Genomic DNA, 18,298 nt, shown 5'->3' with positions numbered 1-18,298 from the left:
CGCAATCGCGGCATTCGCGAACGAGGGAATGTTGCCACGCCTCAGGGTAGTCCCTGACCAGGCGAAACAGGCCGGATAGGGTGTGCTTCGGGGGCGCCTCGGGGTGGTTCCCCGGCGCGTCCGGCTAGACAGGCGCGTTTCCGTTTCGTAATCTTTCTGAGACCTTGCGGAGGAGCCCGGAGCGAAACACGCCCCGTCTCCCGAGGTCACCGCCTAAGAGGCCGCGAGGCCTCGCCGGGGACCCACACGCGTTATCCGGGGTGAATCGCCGGAGGTTCTTCGAGCCTCCGGGGTAGGGCATCTTCCTCGCCCGAACCCGTCAGCTAACTCGGTCGGCGGTCGGGAAGAAACTTAGGAGAATCGCTTCGTGGCGAAACACCGACTTCAGCCGCAGCCCAGCCGCGGTGCCACCGTCGCACGCGGTGCCCTCGCAGCGGGCGCCGTAACCATCGGCACGCTTGCGGTACCTACGGCCGCGTTCGCGACGCCCGCTCCGGCGGCGCCTGCGCCGGTCGCGCCCAACGCGAAGCCCGCACCCGCGCCCGGCGTGAAGCCCGCCGTCGCCGCAGGGAAGGCCAAGCCCGCGCAGAGCGTCGCCAGCCGCAACACCGCCGCGCGGCCCAACGTCGTCACCGGTGTCGCGATCGCCCCGAAGCCGGGCGTCACCACTGTCGCCGGCGTGCAGCCGGGCGGCGCGAAGGCCAAGGTCGTCCAGGCCGCGCTGTCGCGCACGGGCCTGCCCTACTCCTACGGTTCCGCCGGCCCCAACTCGTTCGACTGCTCGGGCCTCGTCTACTGGTCCATGAAGCAGGCCGGGATCACGGTCCCGCGCGACAGCTACGGCCAGCTCGGCGGCGGTCGCGCGATTCCGATCTCCGACCTGCAGGCCGGCGATATCGTGATCTACAACGGCGGCAGCCACGCCGCGCTCTACATCGGCAACGGCAAGGTCGTGCACTCGGTGAACTACGGCATCCCGGTCAAGGTAAGCCCGCTCAACGAGATGTCGGTCTACTCCGCCCGTCGTTACTGACGTAACCTGGCAGTGATTGCGTTCGCAATCGTGCTCCAGCTTGGAAGGACCCGCTCGGCCGTGTCATCGACCTCCCCCTCTCGCTCGCTCGTGCTGCGCGGTTCCGCGGCGTCCGCCGTGGTCGCCCTGGTGGCCGGGCTGACCGTCACCGGAAGCGCGACCGCGGATCCCGACACCGCCGATGCGGCCCTGAAGCAGTACGAGGCCCTCTCGGAGCAGGCCTCCGGGACCAACGAGGCGGCGAAGGCCGCGCAGGAGGACGCCGAGAAGGCGACCGCCGCGAAGCGCGTCGCCGACGCCACGCTCGTGGCCGCGAAGCGTGAGGTCGCCGCAGTGCAGGCCCGTAAGGCCGCCCTGCAGCCCCAGATCGACGCGGTCGTCGTCGCCAATTACAAGGGCTCGCGCACCAACCGCACGTATGCGCTCCTCGTCAGCGACTCTCCGCAACAGATGCTCGACCAGATGTCGACGCTCGACTTCGTCAACCGCGACGTCGTCGCCACCGTCGACGCCTACAAGAAGTCGAAGGCCGCCGCCGATTCCGCGGCGACCCGTGCTGCCGAAGCCGCGAAGTCGGCCGAGGACACCCGCACGGAGGCCGAGCGCAAGGCCGCCGACCTCAGGCAGAAGAAGTCGCGCTTGGCGCAGGAGATCGCTCGGATCAAGGCGATCTACGACCGGCTCACGGGTGCCCAACGCCAGACGCTCATCGGCCCGCCCACCCCGTTCGACCCCAGCAAGGTGCCGCCGGGAAGCACCGCGGAGCTCGCCGCCGTCCGGGCAGCGCTCACCCGCGTCGGCAGCCCCTACGCGTGGGGCGGCACCGGCCCGGGCCAGTTCGACTGCTCGGGGCTCATGGTCTGGGCGTACCAGCAGTCCGGCAAGTCCCTGCCGCGCACCTCGCAGGCCCAGCTCAACGGCGGGCGCCCCGTCTCGCGCGGCGAGCTGCAGCCGGGCGACATCATCGTCTACTACTCCGCAGCCACCCACGTCGGCATGTACGTCGGCGACGGAAAGGTCGTGCACGCCTCCACCTTCGGCGTGCCCGTGCAGGTCGTGCCGATCGATGCCGCCGGCCCGTACAACTCGGCGGTCCGCTACTAGTCAACGGCGCGTATGAGAAGCGCCCCTGAGCGGTCCGGGGAGGGCGCCCAGTACGGTTGACGCATGCCGCGCACGCTGCTGGTCACCAACGACTTCCCGCCCCGCCCCGGAGGCATCCAGACCTACCTCCAGGCCTTCGTCCGGCAACTGCCCGCCGACGAGCTCGTGGTCTACGCCTCGCGCTGGCGCGGTGGCGAGGAGTACGACGCCGCGCAGCCCTTCGAGGTGGTCCGCCACCCGACGACCCTGCTGATCCCCACCCCCGACGCGTTCTCCCGCGCCCGGGATCTGGTGCGCTCGCGCGACATCGAGACCGTCTGGTTCGGCGCCGCGGCCCCGCTCGCACTGCTGGGCGCCCCGCTCAAGGAGGCGGGCGCGCTGCGCACCGTCGCCTCCACCCACGGCCACGAGGTGGGCTGGTCGATGCTGCCGCCGTCGCGCGCCTGCCTGCGCCGGATCGGCGACACCACGGACGTGACGACGTACGTCAGCAAGTACACGCGCGGGCGGTTCGCCGCAGCCTTCGGCCCGCGCGCCGCGCTGGAGCACCTCCCGCCCGGCGTCGACACCGACGTCTTCCGGCCCGATGATGCCGCCCGCTCCGCGCTGCGCGCCCGCTACGGCCTCGCGGAGGACGAGCCCGTCGTGCTGTGCCTCTCGCGGCTCGTGCCGCGCAAGGGGCAGGATGTGCTGATCCGCGCCCTGCCGCGCATCCGTCGGCAGGTGCCGGGGGCCAAGCTGCTGATCGTGGGCGGCGGGCCCTACGCCGACACGCTGCACGAGCTGGCGCGGAAGACCGGCGTCGAGGAGCAGGTGATCTTCACCGGGACGGTGCCCTTCGACGAGCTCGCGGCGCACCACAACGTGGGCGACGTCTTCGCCATGCCGTGCCGCACGCGCGGCGCCGGCCTCGACGTGGAGGGGCTCGGCATCGTCTTCCTCGAGGCCTCCGCGTCCGGGAAGCCCGTGGTGGCGGGCGATTCCGGCGGTGCGCCCGAGACCGTGTGGGAGGGGGAATCGGGCCACGTCGTGCCCGGCCGCGACGTCGAGGCGGTCGCCGATGCTGTCGCGGGCCTCCTCGCCGACCCCGAGCGGGCCGCGAAGATGGGTGCCCGCGGGCGCGAGCTGGTGGCTGAGCACTTCGACTGGCGCCGCCTGGGCCACCGTCTGCAGACCCTGCTCAATCCGTACTGATCCGCGGACCATCGGACAGAAGAACAGAACCGCCGCACCGGGATCCGGTGCGGCGGTTCTGTGTTCGAGTGGGCGTTACTTCGCGTACAGCTCGGCGATGTCGTCGGCGTACTTCTGCGAGACGACGTTGCGCTTGACCTTCATGGTCGGGGTCATCTCGCCGGTCTCCTCCGAGAAGTCCTCGGGCAGGATGCGCACCTTCTTGATCGCCTCGGCCTTGGAGACGGTCTCGTTGGCGGCCGCCACGGCCTTGTTGATCTCGGCCAGCAGGTCGGGATCGTTGCGCAGGTCCGTGACGGTGGCCGACTCCGGCTTGCCGTTCGCGGCCTTCCACTGCGGGAAGGCCTCCGGGTCGATGGTGACCAGGGCCGCGATGAACGGCTGCGCGTCGCCGACGACCATGGCCTGCGAGATCAGCGGGTTGCTGCGCAGCGCGTCCTCGAGACCGGCGGGGGAGACGTTCTTGCCGCCCGCGGTCACGATCAGCTCCTTCTTGCGGCCGGTGATCGACAGGTAGCCGTCCTCGTCGATCGAACCCAGGTCGCCGGTGTGGAACCAGCCGTCCTCGATCGCGGCCTTGGTGGCCTCCTCGTTGTGCCAGTAACCGCGGAAGACGACGGAGCCCTTGAGCAGGATCTCGCCGTCCTCGGCGATCTTCGCGGCCTGACCTGCCAGCGGCCGCCCGACGGTGCCGATCTTCTGCGCGCCCGCGACGTTCACGGTGATCGCCGCGGTGGTCTCGGTGAGGCCGTAGCCCTCCATGACGGTGACGCCCACGCCGCGGAAGAAGTGACCGAGCCGCGCGCCCAGGGGAGCGCCGCCCGAGATCGCGACCTTGCAGTTCCCGCCCAGCGCGGCCTTGAGCTTGCCGTAGACCAGCTTGTCGAAGAGGGTGTGCTTCGCCTTGAGGATCAGGCCCGCGCCGCCGGTGTCCTGCGCCTGGCTGTACTCGATCGCGGTCTGCACGGCTGCGTCGAAGATCTTGCCCTTGCCGCCGTCCACGGCACTCTGCTGCGCCGAGGCGTAGACCTTCTCGAAGACGCGCGGGACCGAGAGGATCAGCGTCGGCTGGAAGATGGAGAACTGCGGCACCAGGTTCTTGGTGTCGTTGAAGTGGCCGACCAGCGCGCCGCCCTTGAAACAGGCGATGTTGACGGCGCGGGCGAGCACGTGGGCGAGCGGCAGGAACATCACGTTGGAGCCGCCGCGGATCGCATCGCCGAACGGAGAGCTGAGGATCGCCTCGGCCTCACTCATGAGGTTGGAGTGGGTCAGCTCGCAGCCCTTGGGGCGGCCGGTCGTGCCGGAGGTGTAGATCAGCGTCGCGAGGTCCTCGGCCTTGACGTCGGCGCGGCCCGCGTGGACCTGGTCCTCGGTGATCTCCGCGCCCTCGGCGGTCAGCGTCGCGACGGCGCCCGGGTCACCGTCGGCGGGGTCGATCTGCAGGACGCGCTGGACGTTGTGCAGGCCCTTCAGCTCCGCGACCTCGGCGGCCTGCTTGGCGCCCTCGATGACCATGAGGACCGCGTCGGAATCCTCGAGGATCCAGTCGATCTGGCCCGACGAGCTCGTCTCGTACACCGGCACGGTCACGGCGCCGACGGCCCAGATCGCGAAGTCGATGAGCGGCCACTCGTACCGGGTGGACGAGACCAGCGCGACGCGGTCGCCCGGCTTCACGCCCTGCGCCACGAGGCCCTTGGCGACGCCGAGGATCTCCTGCTCGTACTGCTTCGAGGTCACCGGCTCCCAGGTACCTGCGATCAGGCGCTTGATCCGGACGCTGTCCGGGTCCGTGCGGGCCACATCGAAGACGACATCGACCGTGGAGGCCGAGGGGTCGATGGTGTAGTTGGCGGGAACGCTGATCTCGCGCACGAATCCTCCGGGTCGCAAACGGTGGTGTTGTGGTGAACCTTACACCGCTGCTCGGGGCGCGTTCCGGGCCCGAACCGACCCGGCACCGTCCGTCCCGCAGCCGGATGTGTGAAGCTTAGGAGGTGAGCACCATCCAAGTGGCCGACGTCGCGTTCGTCGCCGCCCACCCGAGTGCCGTGGCCGCCGCGATGGCGGGCGCGCAGCGGTGGCGCGGCTGGTTCCCCGACCTGCGGATGACCGTCACGGAGGACCGGGGCGATCTCGGGATCCGCTGGAAGGTCGACGGTCCCGTCACCGGGACCTCGGAGTTCTGGATCGAGCCGCATCTCGACGGGAGCCTGCTGCACTACTTCCTGCACGCCGAGCCGAAGGCGCCCATGACCCCCGAGCAGATCGTCGCCGACGTGCGCGAGCGCCGGGTCCGTGGGCACGACGTCATGTTCGACGTGAAGTTCACCGCCGAGAACGGCCGCATCCTGGGCGGCCCCGCCGTCGGGGAGGTGGAGCGTGTCTGACGCGGAGCGCACCCGCGAATCGATCGTCATCGCGGCGCCGCCGGAGCGGATCATGGCCGCGATCTCCGCCTTCGACCGCTATCCCGAGTGGGTCTCGGCGGCGCGTGAAGTCACCGTTCTCGAGACCACGGAGGACGGGCTGCCGCGGCGCGTGCGGTTCGTGCTGGAGGAGGGCTTCCTCCGCGATACCTATGAGCTCGAGTACCGCTGGGCGCCCGGCGGCCGGTCTGTCGAGTGGGACCTCGCGGCGAGCACGCTGCAGAGCACCCAGCACGGCCGGTACGACCTGACTCCGACCGCCGACGGTGCCGGCACCACCGTGACGTACACCCTCGAGGTGACCCTGCAGATCCCGATGCTCGGGATGCTCCGCCGTAAGGCGGAGAAGGCGATCACCGATACCGCCCTGAAGGAGCTCAGGCGCCACGTCGAGGGCGAGTCGGCGGCACAATCCTGATGTCCGGGGAGGGCACCGCGACCCGCCTGCTGCTGGTGTCCGGGGCCGGGGGAGCGGGCCGGACGGTCCTGGCGACGGCACTGGCCGCCCGTGCCGCGGGCCGCAGCCGCACCTTGCTCGTCACCGTCGGGCGGGTCGTCGATCCGCTCCTGGCCGACGGAACGGGGCCGTTCGACCAGGTCCATCTCAATCCCGTCGAGTTGCTTGCGCAGTGGTGGGCAAGCCTGTCCGCCACCGTCCGCGCCGGTCGGGGGCTCGCCGCCGGCGCCGATGCCGGGGCGTCCGGGTTCGACCCGTTCGCGCTCGAGCCGCCCGAGCTGACGGGCCTCGCCGACGCCGAGCACGTCCTGGTGCTCCGCGCGATCCGGGGGCACGTGGAGTCGGGCGCGTACGGCACCGTCGTCGTCGACGGACCGGCCTTCGACGGCCTCGTCTCCCTGCTCACGGCCCCGTCGTCGCTGGCCGCCTACCTGGAGCGCGTGTGGCCGCGGCACGTCCGGCTCTCCGGACCGGCGGCCGGCCCCGCCGCGGGCGCGCTCGCCGCGCTGCTGCTCGCCGAGCCGCTCGCGGGACTCGCCGATCAGCTGGCGGCGTTCGTCGCCGACCGATCAGCGTTCGAGCTGGTGCACGTCGTGACCGGCGATCCCGGCCGCCCGGCCCGCGCCCGGGAGGAGCTGGCCGCGCTCGAGGTACTCGGACTGCGCCCCGTCGCGCTCGTGCTCAACCGGCTCATCACGGTCGATGACCGGTTCGCGCTGGACCTGCCGCACCCTGCGGTGCGACTCGTCCGGTCGCGGGTTGCTGCGCAGGACGACGCGCGGGAGGCCCTCGCCGAGGTGGCGACGGTGCTCGACCGCGCCGTCGTCGAGGCGGCTGAGGCGTTCGAGCCCGTCCTGACGCTGGCCGCCGCCGCCGCGGTGGACTGGGACGCGGACGCGATCCTCGATGCCGCGTCCGCGGTCGTGCCCGTGCCGGAGGTGCGCGCAATCGGCGGCACGGGCCTCGACGCACGCTACGGGTGGTCGGTCGCGCTACCGCTGGTCGACCCCGCGACGATCGGCCTGGGTCGCGTCGAGGAGGACGTCGTCGTCGAAGCCCAGGGTGTGCGGAGACGGATCCGGCTACCGTCTGTGTTGCGCCGCTGCATCGTTGCGGGCGCCACATACGAGGAAGGGGAGTTGCGCGTGACCTTCGTCCCCGATCCGGAGGTGTGGCCCCGTGGCTGATCCGAGCCCTGATCCCTCCGACGAGTTCCTCGCCTCCGCGGCGCGCCTGTTCGAGACCGCCCGGCCGTGGATCGCAGCGGCCCTCGCCGAGCACGCCGCACACCCCGAGGGCGCACCCGGCGCGTGCCGGCTGTGCGCGCTTCGCGGCGCCGTGGGCCGCCATATCGAGCCCTTCGCCGCCGAGGCCTCGAAGTCTTTCGGCCAGTTCGCCGACGAGGTGCTGGCCGACCTGCTGCGGCTCGCCGAGGAACTGCTGGACAGCGCGCGGATCGCCGCGGCAGCCGTGGCTGCTGACTACTTCGCCTCCGTCGGCGGCGAGAGCCGCGTCGCACCCGAGGCCCCCGCCGCCGAGCCCCCCGCTCCCTCGTCGCAGGCGAGCGGGTACGAGCGCATCGACGTCCGGCTCAACTCCTCCGAGGAGGACTCCACCACATGACGTTGACGATCGGCATCGACATCGGCGGCACCTCGGTCCGCGCGGGGGTCGTGACGGACGACGGCACCGTCGTCGACACGGCACGGGCGGAGACCCCACGCAGCGCCCGCGCCCTGGAACGTTGCCTGGACCGCGTGGTCCAGGAGCTGTGCGTGGAGCACGACGTGAAGGCCGTGGGCCTGGCCGTCGCCGGCTTCCTGGACCCGACGCGCCGGACGGTGGCGTTCGCGCCGCACCTGCCGTGGCGCGACGCCGCGGTGCCCGCCGAGATGGCCGAGCGGATCGGCCTGCCTGTGGTCATGGAGCATGACGCGAACTCGGCGGCATGGGCCGAGTTCGTCCACGGTCCGGCGCGGCAGTCGCGCGTCACGTGCGTCGTCGCGCTCGGCACAGGCATCGGCGCGGGCCTGCTCATCGACGGCGAGATCTACCGCGGGGCCTACGGGGTCGCGCCGGAACTCGGCCACCTGCAGGTGGTGCCCGACGGTCGGCCGTGCGAATGCGGGAAACGGGGCTGCTGGGAGCGCTACTGCAGCGGAACCGCCTTGGTGGAGACCGCGATCGACCTGATGGGCGGTTCTGGATCGCGTGGCGTGGTGCTCGCCCGGGAACTGTCCGACGACCCGGGCTCGCTGACGGGGCGCAAGGTCGCCGCCGCCGCGGAGGCCGGCGACCCCGTCGCGCAGGAGGCGGTGGGCGAGCTCGCCCGCTGGCTCGGTGTGGGCCTGGCGATGGTCAGCGACGTCTTCGACCCGGACCTCATCGTGCTCTCCGGCGGCGTGGGCGCCTCGTCGCGGCTGTTCCTCGACGACGCCCGGGATCATTACGCGCGGCAGCTCACCGGTGGCAAGTACCGCCGCAAGGCCCGTATCCGCGCCACGGAGCTGGGCGAACGCGCAGGTATGCTCGGCGCCGCGGCGCTCGCGCGGGACGCCGTCACCTGCTGACGGCACCCTGGATTGCGATCAGGAATGATCCAGACCCTCGTCTCCGGAACGATCACCCCGTAGGGTTCCCGCGTGACTGCACTCAGAACGTCCCGCGGGTTCCGGTGGCTCGCGGTGATTCCGCTGCTCGGACTGCTCCTCGCGTTGGTCTCCCCGGCGGGTGTCGCCTCCGCCGCGCCCGACCCCGGGAAGTGTGCTCCGCCGGGTGAGGCGTCCGCATCGGCGGCGCCGCTCAACCTCGCGGCAGCGGGAACGCAGGACGTCGACCGGTACACCACGCCGGGTGTCGTGCCGCTGGAGTCGATCGACCGGAACGCGCTGGGGCTGATCAAGCCCGACACGATCACCGTCGGGACGCTGGGCGACGCGCCGCCGAGTATCTGCCTGAATCAGGCCACGGGCCAGTACACGGGCTTCGACAATGAGCTCCTCAAGGCCATCGCGCAGAAGCTCGGCCTGAAGATCGAGTTCTCGGGCACGGAGTTCTCCGGCCTGCTCTCGGCCGTCGCCACCAAGCGCTACGACGTGGGCTCCTCGTCGATCACGACCACCGACGCCCGCCGGCAGACGGTCGCGTTCACCAACGGCTACGACTTCGGCTACTTCTCTCTGGTGGTCAAGACGGGCTCGCCGATCACGAGCTTCAGCGACCTCGCGGCCGGGAACCGCATCGGCGTCGTGCAGGGAACGGTGCAGGACGAGTACGTCACGAACGTCCTGAAGCTCGAGCCGGTGAAGTATCCCGATTACGCGACCGCCTACGCGAACCTGCGATCAGGACAGATCGACGCGTGGATCGCACCGTCGGCGCAGGCAGACGGCCAGGTCAAGCCGAGCGACGGCACGGCCATCGTGGAGAACACCTTCTCGGTGAACAACTTCGTGGGCTGGGCCGTGGCGAAGGGCAACCAGCCGCTGCTCGACGCCCTGAACTCGGGGCTGGACGCGATCATCGCCGACGGCACCTACGCCACGCTGTACACGGATTGGGCGCCGCGGGAGATGCCGAAGGGGTGGAAGCCCGGTTCGAAGGCGGCGCCCGCGCCGCAGCTGCCCGATTTCGCGGCGATCGCCGCGGCGAACGCCAAGGACAAGCCCGCGGCGTCCTCGGTCGAGCAGAAGGGGACCTTCGCGCAGCTGGGCGAGACCTTCTTCAACTGGAGCCTCTACCGCGAGGCCTTCCCGTACCTGCTCAAGACGGGCCTGCCGAACACACTGATCCTGGCGATCGTTTCCGGCCTGATCGGCACCGTGATCGGCCTGCTCCTGGCAGTGGCCGGCATCTCCCGCACGCGCTGGCTGCGGTGGCCCGCCCGGGTGTACACCGACGTCTTCCGCGGCCTCCCCGCCGTGGTCGTGATCCTGCTCTTCGGTCTCGGCATCGGGCCGATCGTCAAAGACGTGACGGGCAACAACCCGTACTGGCTCGGCGCGATCGCCCTTGGTCTCCTGGCCGCGGCGTACATCGGCGAGATCTTCCGCTCCGGCATCCAGTCGGTCGAGGCGGGCCAGATGGAGGCTTCGCGAGCCATCGGCTTCAGCTACCGGCAGTCGATGTCGCTCGTGATCATCCCCCAGGGCGTCCGACGGGTGCTCCCGGCGCTGATGAACCAGTTCATCTCGCTGATCAAGGACAGCTCGCTGATCTACTTCCTCGGCTTGCTGGCCTCGCAGCGCGAGCTGTTCGCCGTCGGCCGTGACCTCAACGCCAACACCGGCAACCTGTCGCCGCTGGTTGCCGCGGGCCTGTTCTACCTCGTCCTGACGGTGCCGCTGACGCACCTGGTGAACTACATCGACACGCGGCTCCGATCGGGCAAGCGGGAACAGGCTCCCGCCGAACTCGACCTCGCCGCCGAGAAGGGCTGACCGCCGTGACCGAGAATCCGACTCCCTCCGCTGCCGAGCCCTCCACGACGGCCACCGCGCCCGCCGTGCCGGGCAAGACGCCGATCGTCCCCGTCTCCCTCGCAGGCAAGGACCTGCACCTCGCATTCGGTGCCAACCACGTGCTCCGGGGCGTGGACATCGACGTGCCCGCCGGAACCACGACGACGGTGATCGGGCCGTCGGGTTCCGGCAAGTCCACCCTTCTGCGAGTCCTGAACCGGCTGCACGAGCCGCAGTCGGGCGACATCCTGCTCGACGGGCGCTCGGTGCTCAAGGACGACCCGGACGAATTGCGCCGCCGCATCGGTATGGTCTTCCAGCAGTTCAACCTGTTCCCGCACAAGTCGGTGGTGGACAACGTCGCGCTCGGCCCGCGCAAGCTCCGGGGCCTGAGCGCCGACGAGGCGCGTGACCTCGCGCTCGCCGAGCTCGAGGTCGTGGGGCTGCGGGCGAAGGCGGACGCGCGGCCGTCGAGCCTCTCGGGCGGCCAGCAGCAGCGCGTCGCCATCGCCCGGGCCTTGGCCATGCGCCCGCAGGTGATGTTCTTCGACGAGGCCACCTCGGCCCTGGACCCCGAGCTGGTCAAGGGCATCCTCGCCCTCATGACTGAGTGCTCGGCCGAGGGGATGACGATGGTGGTCGTGACCCACGAGATGGGCTACGCCCGCACCGTCTCCGATAACGTCGTTTTCATGGACGCCGGCAGGGTCGTAGAGGCCGGCACGCCTGAGAAGCTGTTCGAGGACGCCGAGAGCGAGCGGCTGCGTGCCTTCCTTTCGCAGGTGCTCTGACCCGCAGCCGGTGGGCATCGTCGGTAGAGTGAGCCGCAGCACGACGGGCTGCGGAGTGAGAGCTGGGCGACATGTGGTGGATTGTCTTCAAATGGGTCCTTATCGGACCGGTACTGCGCCTGCTGGGGCGCCCGCGCGTGGTCGGCGTCGAGAACCTGCCCAAGGACGGAGCCGCGATCCTTGCGAGCAATCACCTCGCGGTGATGGACTCGTTCTTCCTGCCGCTCATGGTGCCCCGGCCCATCAAGTTCCTCGCGAAGAGCGAGTACTTCACCGGTAAGGGACTCAAAGGCGTCTTCAAGAGGTGGTTCTTCTCCTCCGTCGGTTGCATCCCGATCAAGCGCGGCAGCGCGAGCGCGGCGCAGGACGCGCTCAACGCCGGCGTCGGCGCGCTCCAGGACGGCCAGCTCCTCGGCCTGTACCCGGAGGGAACGCGCAGCCCCGACGGCCGGCTGTACAAGGGCAAGACGGGCATGGCCCGCATGGCGCTGGACACCGGCGCCCCGATCATCCCCGTCGCGATGGTCGACACCGAGAAGTTCAACCCGCCCGGCTCCACGTTGCCGCACCCGACGAAAGTGCAGATCCGCATCGGGAAGCCGCTGGACTTCTCCCGGTTCGAGGGCATGTCCGGCAACCGGTTCATCGAGCGGGCCATCACCGACGAGGTCATGTACGAGCTGATGAAGCTCTCCGGCCAGGCCTACGTCGACGTCTACGCGCAGGACGTGAAGGACGGCGTCGTCGTCCCGGGCGAGGAGCGCGAGGCCGGCGCCGCGTAGCCTGACTGCCCATGCGCTACTTCTATGACCTGGAATTCATTGAGGACGGCAGGGTCATAGACCTGGTCTCGATCGGCATCGTCGGCGAGGACGGGCGGGAGTTCTACGCGGTCTCCACCGAGTTCGACCCGGAGCGCGCCGGGCCGTGGGTGCGCGCCAATGTGCTGCCCAAGCTGCCGCCTCCCGCGAGCAAGTCGTGGCAGTCCCGGGCCGCGATCCGCGACGGCGTGCTCGACTTCCTCACCGCGGGCCCCGGCGACATCGAGCTGTGGGCATGGGTCGCCGCCTACGACCACGTAGCGCTGTGCCAGCTCTGGGGGCCGATGACGGCGCTGCCGCGGTCCATGCCGCGATTCACCCGCGAACTCAAGCAGTTGTGGGACGAGCAGGGGCGACCGCACCTGCCCGCAGCACCGTCGGACGCGCACGACGCGCTCGCGGACGCCCGGCACAACCTCGCCAAGTACCGGGCGATCACCGGCGGATAGCCCGGCGTAATCTTGCTCACGTGGCAGTGAACTGGACCGTCGACGTCCCCATCGATACCCTCCCCAAGCTCCCGGCGCTCCCGGGTGACCTGCGCGAGCGCCTCGACGCCGCGCTGGCCAAGCCGGCGCTGCAGCAGCCGAGCTGGCCGCGGGAGCAGGCGGACGCGATGCGCACGGTGCTCGAGTCGGTGCCGCCGATCACCGTGCCGCCGGAGATCCAGTCGTTGCAGGACCAGCTGGCGGAGGTCGCCCTGGGCCGCGCCTTCCTGCTGCAGGGCGGCGACTGCGCCGAGACCTTCGTCGACAACACCGAGCCGCACATCGCCGCGAACATCCGCACGCTGCTGCAGATGGCGGTCGCGCTGACCTACGGTGCCTCGATGCCGGTGGTCAAGGTCGCGCGCATCGCCGGTCAGTACGCCAAGCCGCGCTCCTCGGACACCGACTCGCTGGGCCTGACCAGCTACCGCGGCGACATGGTCAACGGCTTCCCGCCCGAGGAGGCCGTCCGCAAGCACGACCCGTCGCGCCTGATCCGCGCCTACGCCAACGCGAGCGCGGCGATGAACCTGGTGCGCGCCGTGACCGGATCGGGCATGGCCGACCTGCACAAGGTGCACGAGTGGAACCGCGAGTTCGTCGCGAACTCGCCTGCCGGCGCCCGGTACGAGGCGCTCGCCGCCGAGATCGACGGCGGCCTGCGGTTCATGGCCGCGTGCGGCGTGGAGGACCGGAACCTCAAGTCCGCCACCATCTTCTCCAGCCACGAGGCGCTGGTTCTCGACTACGAGCGCGGCCTGCTGCGCCTGGCCGACAACCCGGAGGACCCCGAGGCCCAGCAGGTGCTCTACAACCTGTCGGCGCACTTCCTCTGGGTCGGGGAGCGCACCCGCCAGCTCGACGGTGCTCACATCGCCCTGATGGAGCTGATCCAGAACCCGATCGGCGTGAAGATCGGCCCGACGACCACGCCCGAGCTGGCGGTCGAGTACGTCAAGAAGCTGGACCCGCACAACAAGCCGGGCCGGCTCACCCTGATCTCCCGCATGGGCAACGGCAACGTGCGCACCGCGCTGCCGCCCATCGTCGAGGCCGTCGAGGCGACGGGCCACAAGGTGATCTGGCAGTGCGACCCGATGCACGGCAACACCCACGAGTCGTCGACGGGCTACAAGACCCGCCACTTCGACCGCATCGTCGACGAGGTGCAGGGCTTCTTCGAGGTGCACCGCGCGATCGGCTCGCACCCGGGTGGCGTGCACGTGGAGCTCACGGGCGAGAACGTCACCGAGTGCCTCGGCGGCGCGCAGGACATCTCCGACGCCGACCTCGCGGGCCGCTACGAGACCGCCTGCGATCCGCGCCTGAACACCCAGCAGTCGCTGGAGTTGGCGTTCCTGGTCGCTGAGATGCTCCGCGGCTGATCACACGGTGTAGCGGAGCTCCCGGACGGCGGATTCGCCCGCCGGGAGCCCGTCGCCGACGCCGGGCGTCACGGTGAGGGACTCGCCGCGCGCGACGGCTATCCGGATGTCGGACATCTCCCGCCGCGACCACGGCTCGCGGCGGAAGAACATGTCGTCGAGGCCCTTGACGAACCACGACGCCGAGAACGCGAAGATGCCGACGACCTCGGCCACCCACAGCGGACCGAAGTGCAGGGGCAGCGTCGTGTGCGTCCTCGACGCGAGCAGGCACAGGCCGCCGATCACGACGATGGTCAGCGCGCACCCGAGGTGGAACCGCCAACCGAGGCAGTTCGACACCTGCGCGAGGAAGCGCGTGAGCCGCCCGCTCCCGGCCGGGGCGACCGCCGGCCGCAGGAATGGGTTGCGGCGGTCGTGCACCGCCGTCAGCACGCACATGAGGACGAACATGCCGAACACGACGGCCGCGGCGCTCAGGTGCACGACCGAGGTGTCGAAGGGCAGCCGCTGCTGGAGGGGAGTGGGCAGGGGGAGCGCCGATCCCGCGCCGCATTCACCGGTGGGGATCGGGTCGGGCAGTTTCGTAGGGAAGACCGCTACGAGCACGGCGGAGGCGCCAGCCACAGTGCTCGCCGCGTTCGCCACCGATCGCCGGTTGAGCTTGTACGAGAACAGCAGGAAGCCGACGATGCCGAGCCCGATGACGAAGACGTCACGCGCGCCGGAGTGGTAGTACGCGCTCAGCGAGTCGCGCACGCGGAGGCAGCCCTCACCGAGGGCGAGGAAGTCGACTGCGATCAGCGCCACCGGCAGGAGGACGCCCACCAGGCCGCCGTGGAACCGGATCGTCAGGAGCGACCGGACTGAGTCGGACCGCTCGATGGCGCGGAGGTCCTCGGCGGGCATGACGTCCGCCGCGCACCTCCGGGACGAAGGGGAATCAGTGTGTGTCATAGCATCATCCATTCCCAGGTGCACCCGGAACCACTGCTGGGTCGAGGCTAGCAAGGGCGGCGTGCCGGCGCTTGCCGTTCCGGCGACGCGGAACCGGGAGGACGCGGGCCACAATCGGGGGAATCTCCTGACCGTGCCGCCAGAGTCCTGGGACCATGCGGGTATGGGTGCCTACGCCGACGAGTACCGCCGCAGCATGTCCGATCCCGAGGGGTTCTGGGCCGAGCAGGCCGCCGCGATCGACTGGATCGTCCCACCGTCGCGGGTCCTCGACGACGCGGACGCGCCGCTGTACCGGTGGTTCCCGGACGCGGAGCTGAACACCTGCGTGAACGCGGTGGACCGGCACGTCGCCGCCGGGCGCGGCGATCAGCCCGCGGTGATCCACGACTCCGCGATCACGGGCGAGGTGCAGACGCTCACCTACGCGCAGCTGCTGGAGCGGGTCGCGAGGTTCGCGGGCGTGCTGACCGGCCTCGGCGTGCGCAAGGGCGACCGCGTCGTGGTCTACCTGCCGATGATCACCGAGGCCGTGGTCGCGATGCTGGCGTGCGCGCGGATCGGGGCGGTGCACTCGGTGGTCTTCGGCGGCTTCGCGGCGCCGGAGCTGGCTGCACGGCTCGACGACGCGCAGCCGAAGGCCATCGTCACCGCGTCGTGCGGACTCGAGGGCTCCAAGGTGCTGCCGTACCTGCCGATCGTGCACGCGGCCATCGACGCGGCGACGGCGAAGCCCGACACGGTCGTGGTGTGGCAGCGCCCGCAACTGACGGCGGAACTGGGCCCGCGCGATCATGATTGGGCCGCGGCGGAGTCGGCGGCGCAGCCCGCCGAACCGGTCGCGGTGCGGGCGACGGACCCGCTGTACATCCTCTACACGTCCGGCACCACGGGGAAGCCGAAGGGCGTGGTGCGCGACAACGGCGGCCACGCGGTGGCGCTGGCGTACTCGATGCGGGCGATCTACGACGCGCACCCGGGGGAGGTGTGGTGGACGGCGTCCGACGTGGGCTGGGTCGTCGGCCACAGCTACATCGTCTACGCGCCGCTGCTGATCGGCGCCACGACGGTCGTGTACGAGGGCAAGCCCGTCGGCACCCCCGACGCGGGCGCCTTCTGGCGCGTGATCGAGCGGCACGGCGTGAGCAACCTGTTCACCGCCCCGACCGCGCTCCGCGCCATCCGCAAGGAGGATCCGGACGCCGAGTTCCTCACGCGCTCCGACGTCTCCAGCCTGCGCACCCTGTTCATGGCGGGGGAGCGGCTGGATCCGGACACGTACGAATGGGCGGCGGAGAAGCTCGGGGTGCCGGTGATCGACCACTGGTGGCAGACCGAGACCGGATGGCCGATCGCGGCGAACCTGCGCGGCGTGGAGCCGATGCCGGTCAAGCCGGGCAGCGCCACCGTCCCGGTGCCCGGGTTCGGGGTGCGGATCGTCGACGACGCCGGGCAAGACGTTCCGGCAGGAGGCGAAGGCGCTGTGGTGATCTCGCTGCCGCTGCCGCCCGGCACACTGCCGACGCTGTGGGGCGCCGACGAGCGCTACATCGACTCCTACCTGAGCACCTTTCCCGGCAACTACCTCACCGGTGACGGTGGCTACTTCGACGAGGACGGCTACCTCTTCGTCATGGGCCGCACGGACGACGTGATCAACGTGGCGGGACACCGGCTCTCGACCGGCGCGCTGGAGGCGGCGATCGCCGGGCACCCGGCGGTCGCGGAGTGCGCGGTGATCGGCGTGGCGGACCAGCTCAAGGGCCAGGTGCCGCGGGCGCTGGTGGCGCTCAAGGCCGGCGGCGACTGGCACCACGACGCGGTACGCGCCGAGATCGTTCAGCGGGTGCGGGAGACCATCGGCGCCGTCGCCGCGCTCAAGGAGGTCGCGATCGTCGCGGCGCTGCCGAAGACGCGCTCCGGCAAGATCCTTCGGCGCAGCATGCGCGCCATCGCCGAGGGGCGCGACGAGGCCGTCCCGTCGACCATCGAGAACCCGGCCGTCCTCGACGACCTGCGGGGCGTGCTCCGCGGCTAGCTAGCGCTGCAGCAGCGGCGCGCTGCGGTAGCTCCACAGGCCGATCGTGCTCAGCGCGTCGCGGTAGATGCTGCGCAGCTCGTCCGTGGACGGCGTCGCCAGGTCGGCGAGCGGCTTGTCCACGGCCGCCACGGAACTCACGGTGAAGGTGGCGGGCAGGTTCTCCCGCGCCGCCAGCTTCAGGTCGACGGTGCCGCGCCGCACGTGGCTCGCCGAGCTCACCAGAATCGCGTGGTCGACGCGCTTCGTCGCGAGCACGTACGAGCTGTACAACGCGTTCTCGACGGTGGTGCGGGCGAAGTTCTCGTCGGTGATCCGCGCGGCGTCGACGCCGCGCTCCACGAGCCAGTTCTTCATCAGCGCGCCCTCCGTCTTCCCGGCCTGTTCCACGCCGCCGGTCACCACGATCGGCGCCGCTGGCAGGGCGCGCGCCACCTCCAGGGTCTTCTCCAGGCGCTGCAGGAGGGGAGCGTCCATCGTGCCGTCTTTCTTCAGCGCGTAGCCGAGCACGACGATCCCCGTGTTCGGCGGGGCGATCCGCGGCGACGAGTCGGTCAGGGTGGACGCGACCGCCTGATCGATCGCGGCGAACAGCGCCTCGATCTCGGGGACCCGGTCGGGCGCGACCCGGCGCAGCTGCTCGACCTCCGCGGCCGAGCCCGCGGCGTCGCCGAGGAAGCGGTTCCACACAGCGAGGTAGGTGTGCGCATCGTCGTCGTCCGGCGCGAACGCGAGGACCCGGCGGTACAGCTCCAGGGCGCCGGGGACGTTCTTCTGGGCGATCCGCGCCGATGCCGCGCTGAACAGCAGGTCCGCGCGGTACGGCGCCAGCGCGGAGGCCTCCAGCAGCTTCTGCTCGACGATCGTCATGTTGTCGACGGTCTTGTCGGTGTTGCCCGCGGTCGACGTGCGGGTGGGGTTGTCGAAGGCGTCCTTCGCCTCCGCGAGCAGCGCCGACACCTGGCTCGCGACCCCGCGGGCGGCGCTGGACGAGGACGCCGCCGAGGACGTCGGCGCACCGTCGGAGGAGTTCGAGGTGCAACCCACGAGGGTGACCGCGGCGACTGCGGCGAGGGCGATCGCGCGGCTGAGGACGGAGGTCCGGTTCATGGCGCCCACGCTAGCGGGCTGCCCGCGA

At 70.8% G+C, this 18,298-nt stretch carries 17 protein-coding genes and 1 riboswitch; of the genes, 14 read left to right on the top strand and 3 right to left on the bottom strand.

The window, feature by feature from the left end:
- The first annotated feature begins 200 nt into the window (after nucleotides 1-200).
- Nucleotides 201-353: riboswitch (cyclic di-AMP (ydaO/yuaA leader) on the top strand.
- Between the two features lie 14 nt (nucleotides 354-367).
- The 3 genes from HNP44_RS19715 (at nucleotide 368) to HNP44_RS19705 (ending at nucleotide 3,331) form a co-directional block, all read left to right on the top strand.
- Complete coding sequence (locus HNP44_RS19715) at nucleotides 368-1,033, top strand: C40 family peptidase (protein ID WP_259144385.1); 666 nt, start codon at nucleotides 368-370, stop codon at nucleotides 1,031-1,033.
- Nucleotides 1,034-1,093: 60 nt separating this feature from the next.
- Entirely contained in the window at nucleotides 1,094-2,137 is a 1,044-nt protein-coding gene (locus HNP44_RS19710; protein WP_259144386.1) for an NlpC/P60 family protein, read from the top strand.
- Between the two features lie 63 nt (nucleotides 2,138-2,200).
- Complete coding sequence (locus HNP44_RS19705) at nucleotides 2,201-3,331, top strand: glycosyltransferase family 4 protein (protein WP_259144387.1); 1,131 nt, start codon at nucleotides 2,201-2,203, stop codon at nucleotides 3,329-3,331.
- A gap of 75 nt (nucleotides 3,332-3,406) precedes the next feature.
- Here HNP44_RS19705 and HNP44_RS19700 read toward each other — a convergent pair whose 3' ends face one another.
- On the bottom strand, nucleotides 3,407-5,209 hold the full coding sequence (locus HNP44_RS19700) for an AMP-dependent synthetase/ligase (protein WP_259144388.1): 1,803 nt from the start codon (nucleotides 5,207-5,209) through the stop codon (nucleotides 3,407-3,409).
- Between the two features lie 122 nt (nucleotides 5,210-5,331).
- Here HNP44_RS19700 and HNP44_RS19695 point away from each other — a divergent pair, with 122 nt between their 5' ends.
- The 10 genes from HNP44_RS19695 to HNP44_RS19650 all read left to right on the top strand — a co-directional run bounded on the left by HNP44_RS19695 (nucleotide 5,332) and on the right by HNP44_RS19650 (nucleotide 14,165).
- A complete protein-coding gene (locus tag HNP44_RS19695; protein WP_259144389.1) occupies nucleotides 5,332-5,724 on the top strand; it encodes a hypothetical protein in 393 nt (130 codons plus the stop codon).
- Nucleotides 5,717-6,181 (top strand): SRPBCC family protein, encoded by a 465-nt coding sequence (locus tag HNP44_RS19690; protein WP_259144390.1) that lies wholly within the window; start codon nucleotides 5,717-5,719, stop codon nucleotides 6,179-6,181. The genes HNP44_RS19695 and HNP44_RS19690 overlap by 8 nt, the downstream gene beginning before the upstream one ends.
- Complete coding sequence (locus HNP44_RS19685) at nucleotides 6,181-7,407, top strand: ArsA family ATPase (RefSeq protein ID WP_259144391.1); 1,227 nt, start codon at nucleotides 6,181-6,183, stop codon at nucleotides 7,405-7,407. Before HNP44_RS19690 ends, HNP44_RS19685 begins: the two co-directional genes overlap by 1 nt.
- Nucleotides 7,400-7,843 (top strand): hypothetical protein, encoded by a 444-nt coding sequence (locus HNP44_RS19680; protein ID WP_259144392.1) that lies wholly within the window; start codon nucleotides 7,400-7,402, stop codon nucleotides 7,841-7,843. Before HNP44_RS19685 ends, HNP44_RS19680 begins: the two co-directional genes overlap by 8 nt.
- Entirely contained in the window at nucleotides 7,840-8,790 is a 951-nt protein-coding gene (locus HNP44_RS19675; RefSeq protein WP_259144393.1) for an ROK family protein, read from the top strand. Before HNP44_RS19680 ends, HNP44_RS19675 begins: the two co-directional genes overlap by 4 nt.
- Before the next feature lie 72 nt (nucleotides 8,791-8,862).
- Entirely contained in the window at nucleotides 8,863-10,659 is a 1,797-nt protein-coding gene (locus HNP44_RS19670; RefSeq protein WP_374758813.1) for an ABC transporter substrate-binding protein/permease, read from the top strand.
- A gap of 65 nt (nucleotides 10,660-10,724) precedes the next feature.
- Complete coding sequence (locus HNP44_RS19665; protein ID WP_310437700.1) at nucleotides 10,725-11,471, top strand: amino acid ABC transporter ATP-binding protein; 747 nt, start codon at nucleotides 10,725-10,727, stop codon at nucleotides 11,469-11,471.
- A 71-nt stretch (nucleotides 11,472-11,542) separates the two neighbouring features.
- Nucleotides 11,543-12,253 (top strand): lysophospholipid acyltransferase family protein, encoded by a 711-nt coding sequence (locus tag HNP44_RS19660; protein WP_259144394.1) that lies wholly within the window; start codon nucleotides 11,543-11,545, stop codon nucleotides 12,251-12,253.
- An 11-nt stretch (nucleotides 12,254-12,264) separates the two neighbouring features.
- Complete coding sequence (locus HNP44_RS19655) at nucleotides 12,265-12,741, top strand: polyadenylate-specific 3'-exoribonuclease AS (RefSeq protein ID WP_259144395.1); 477 nt, start codon at nucleotides 12,265-12,267, stop codon at nucleotides 12,739-12,741.
- 26 nt (nucleotides 12,742-12,767) lie between these two features.
- Nucleotides 12,768-14,165 carry a class II 3-deoxy-7-phosphoheptulonate synthase gene (locus HNP44_RS19650; RefSeq protein WP_259144591.1) on the top strand — a complete coding sequence of 466 codons (1,398 nt, stop codon included), beginning with the start codon at nucleotides 12,768-12,770 and terminating at the stop codon, nucleotides 14,163-14,165.
- Here HNP44_RS19650 and HNP44_RS19645 read toward each other — a convergent pair whose 3' ends face one another.
- Nucleotides 14,166-15,074, bottom strand: coding sequence for a hypothetical protein (locus tag HNP44_RS19645; protein ID WP_259144397.1), 909 nt, complete (start codon nucleotides 15,072-15,074; stop codon nucleotides 14,166-14,168).
- A gap of 211 nt (nucleotides 15,075-15,285) precedes the next feature.
- Here HNP44_RS19645 and HNP44_RS19640 point away from each other — a divergent pair, with 211 nt between their 5' ends.
- Nucleotides 15,286-17,160: an acetate--CoA ligase gene (locus tag HNP44_RS19640; protein ID WP_259144398.1), complete on the top strand. Its 1,875-nt coding sequence runs from the start codon at nucleotides 15,286-15,288 to the stop codon at nucleotides 17,158-17,160.
- Here HNP44_RS19640 and HNP44_RS19635 read toward each other — a convergent pair whose 3' ends face one another.
- Nucleotides 17,161-18,270 (bottom strand): YdcF family protein, encoded by a 1,110-nt coding sequence (locus tag HNP44_RS19635; RefSeq protein WP_259144399.1) that lies wholly within the window; start codon nucleotides 18,268-18,270, stop codon nucleotides 17,161-17,163.
- Between the last annotated feature and the right edge of the window lie 28 nt (nucleotides 18,271-18,298).

The organism is Tsukamurella ocularis (genome assembly GCF_024807615.1).
GTDB classification, from domain to species: Bacteria; Actinomycetota; Actinomycetes; order Mycobacteriales; family Mycobacteriaceae; genus Tsukamurella; species Tsukamurella ocularis.
The sequence above is the reverse complement of the archived record's forward strand: the minus strand, read 5'-3'. Positions and strand labels throughout refer to the sequence as shown.

Bases quoted from the DNA above. Each gene is read 5' to 3' on its own strand.
- HNP44_RS19685 (WP_259144391.1), top strand. From the start codon at position 6,181: ATGTCCGGGGAGGGCACCGCGACCCGCCTGCTGCTGGTGTCCGGGGCC.
- HNP44_RS19645 (WP_259144397.1), bottom strand. From the start codon at position 15,074: ATGCCCGCCGAGGACCTCCGCGCCATCGAGCGGTCCGACTCAGTCCGG.
- HNP44_RS19635 (WP_259144399.1), bottom strand. From the start codon at position 18,270: ATGAACCGGACCTCCGTCCTCAGCCGCGCGATCGCCCTCGCCGCAGTC.
- HNP44_RS19675 (WP_259144393.1), top strand. From the start codon at position 7,840: ATGACGTTGACGATCGGCATCGACATCGGCGGCACCTCGGTCCGCGCG.
- HNP44_RS19640 (WP_259144398.1), top strand. From the start codon at position 15,286: ATGGGTGCCTACGCCGACGAGTACCGCCGCAGCATGTCCGATCCCGAG.
- HNP44_RS19705 (WP_259144387.1), top strand. From the start codon at position 2,201: ATGCCGCGCACGCTGCTGGTCACCAACGACTTCCCGCCCCGCCCCGGA.
- HNP44_RS19655 (WP_259144395.1), top strand. From the start codon at position 12,265: ATGCGCTACTTCTATGACCTGGAATTCATTGAGGACGGCAGGGTCATA.
- HNP44_RS19660 (WP_259144394.1), top strand. From the start codon at position 11,543: ATGTGGTGGATTGTCTTCAAATGGGTCCTTATCGGACCGGTACTGCGC.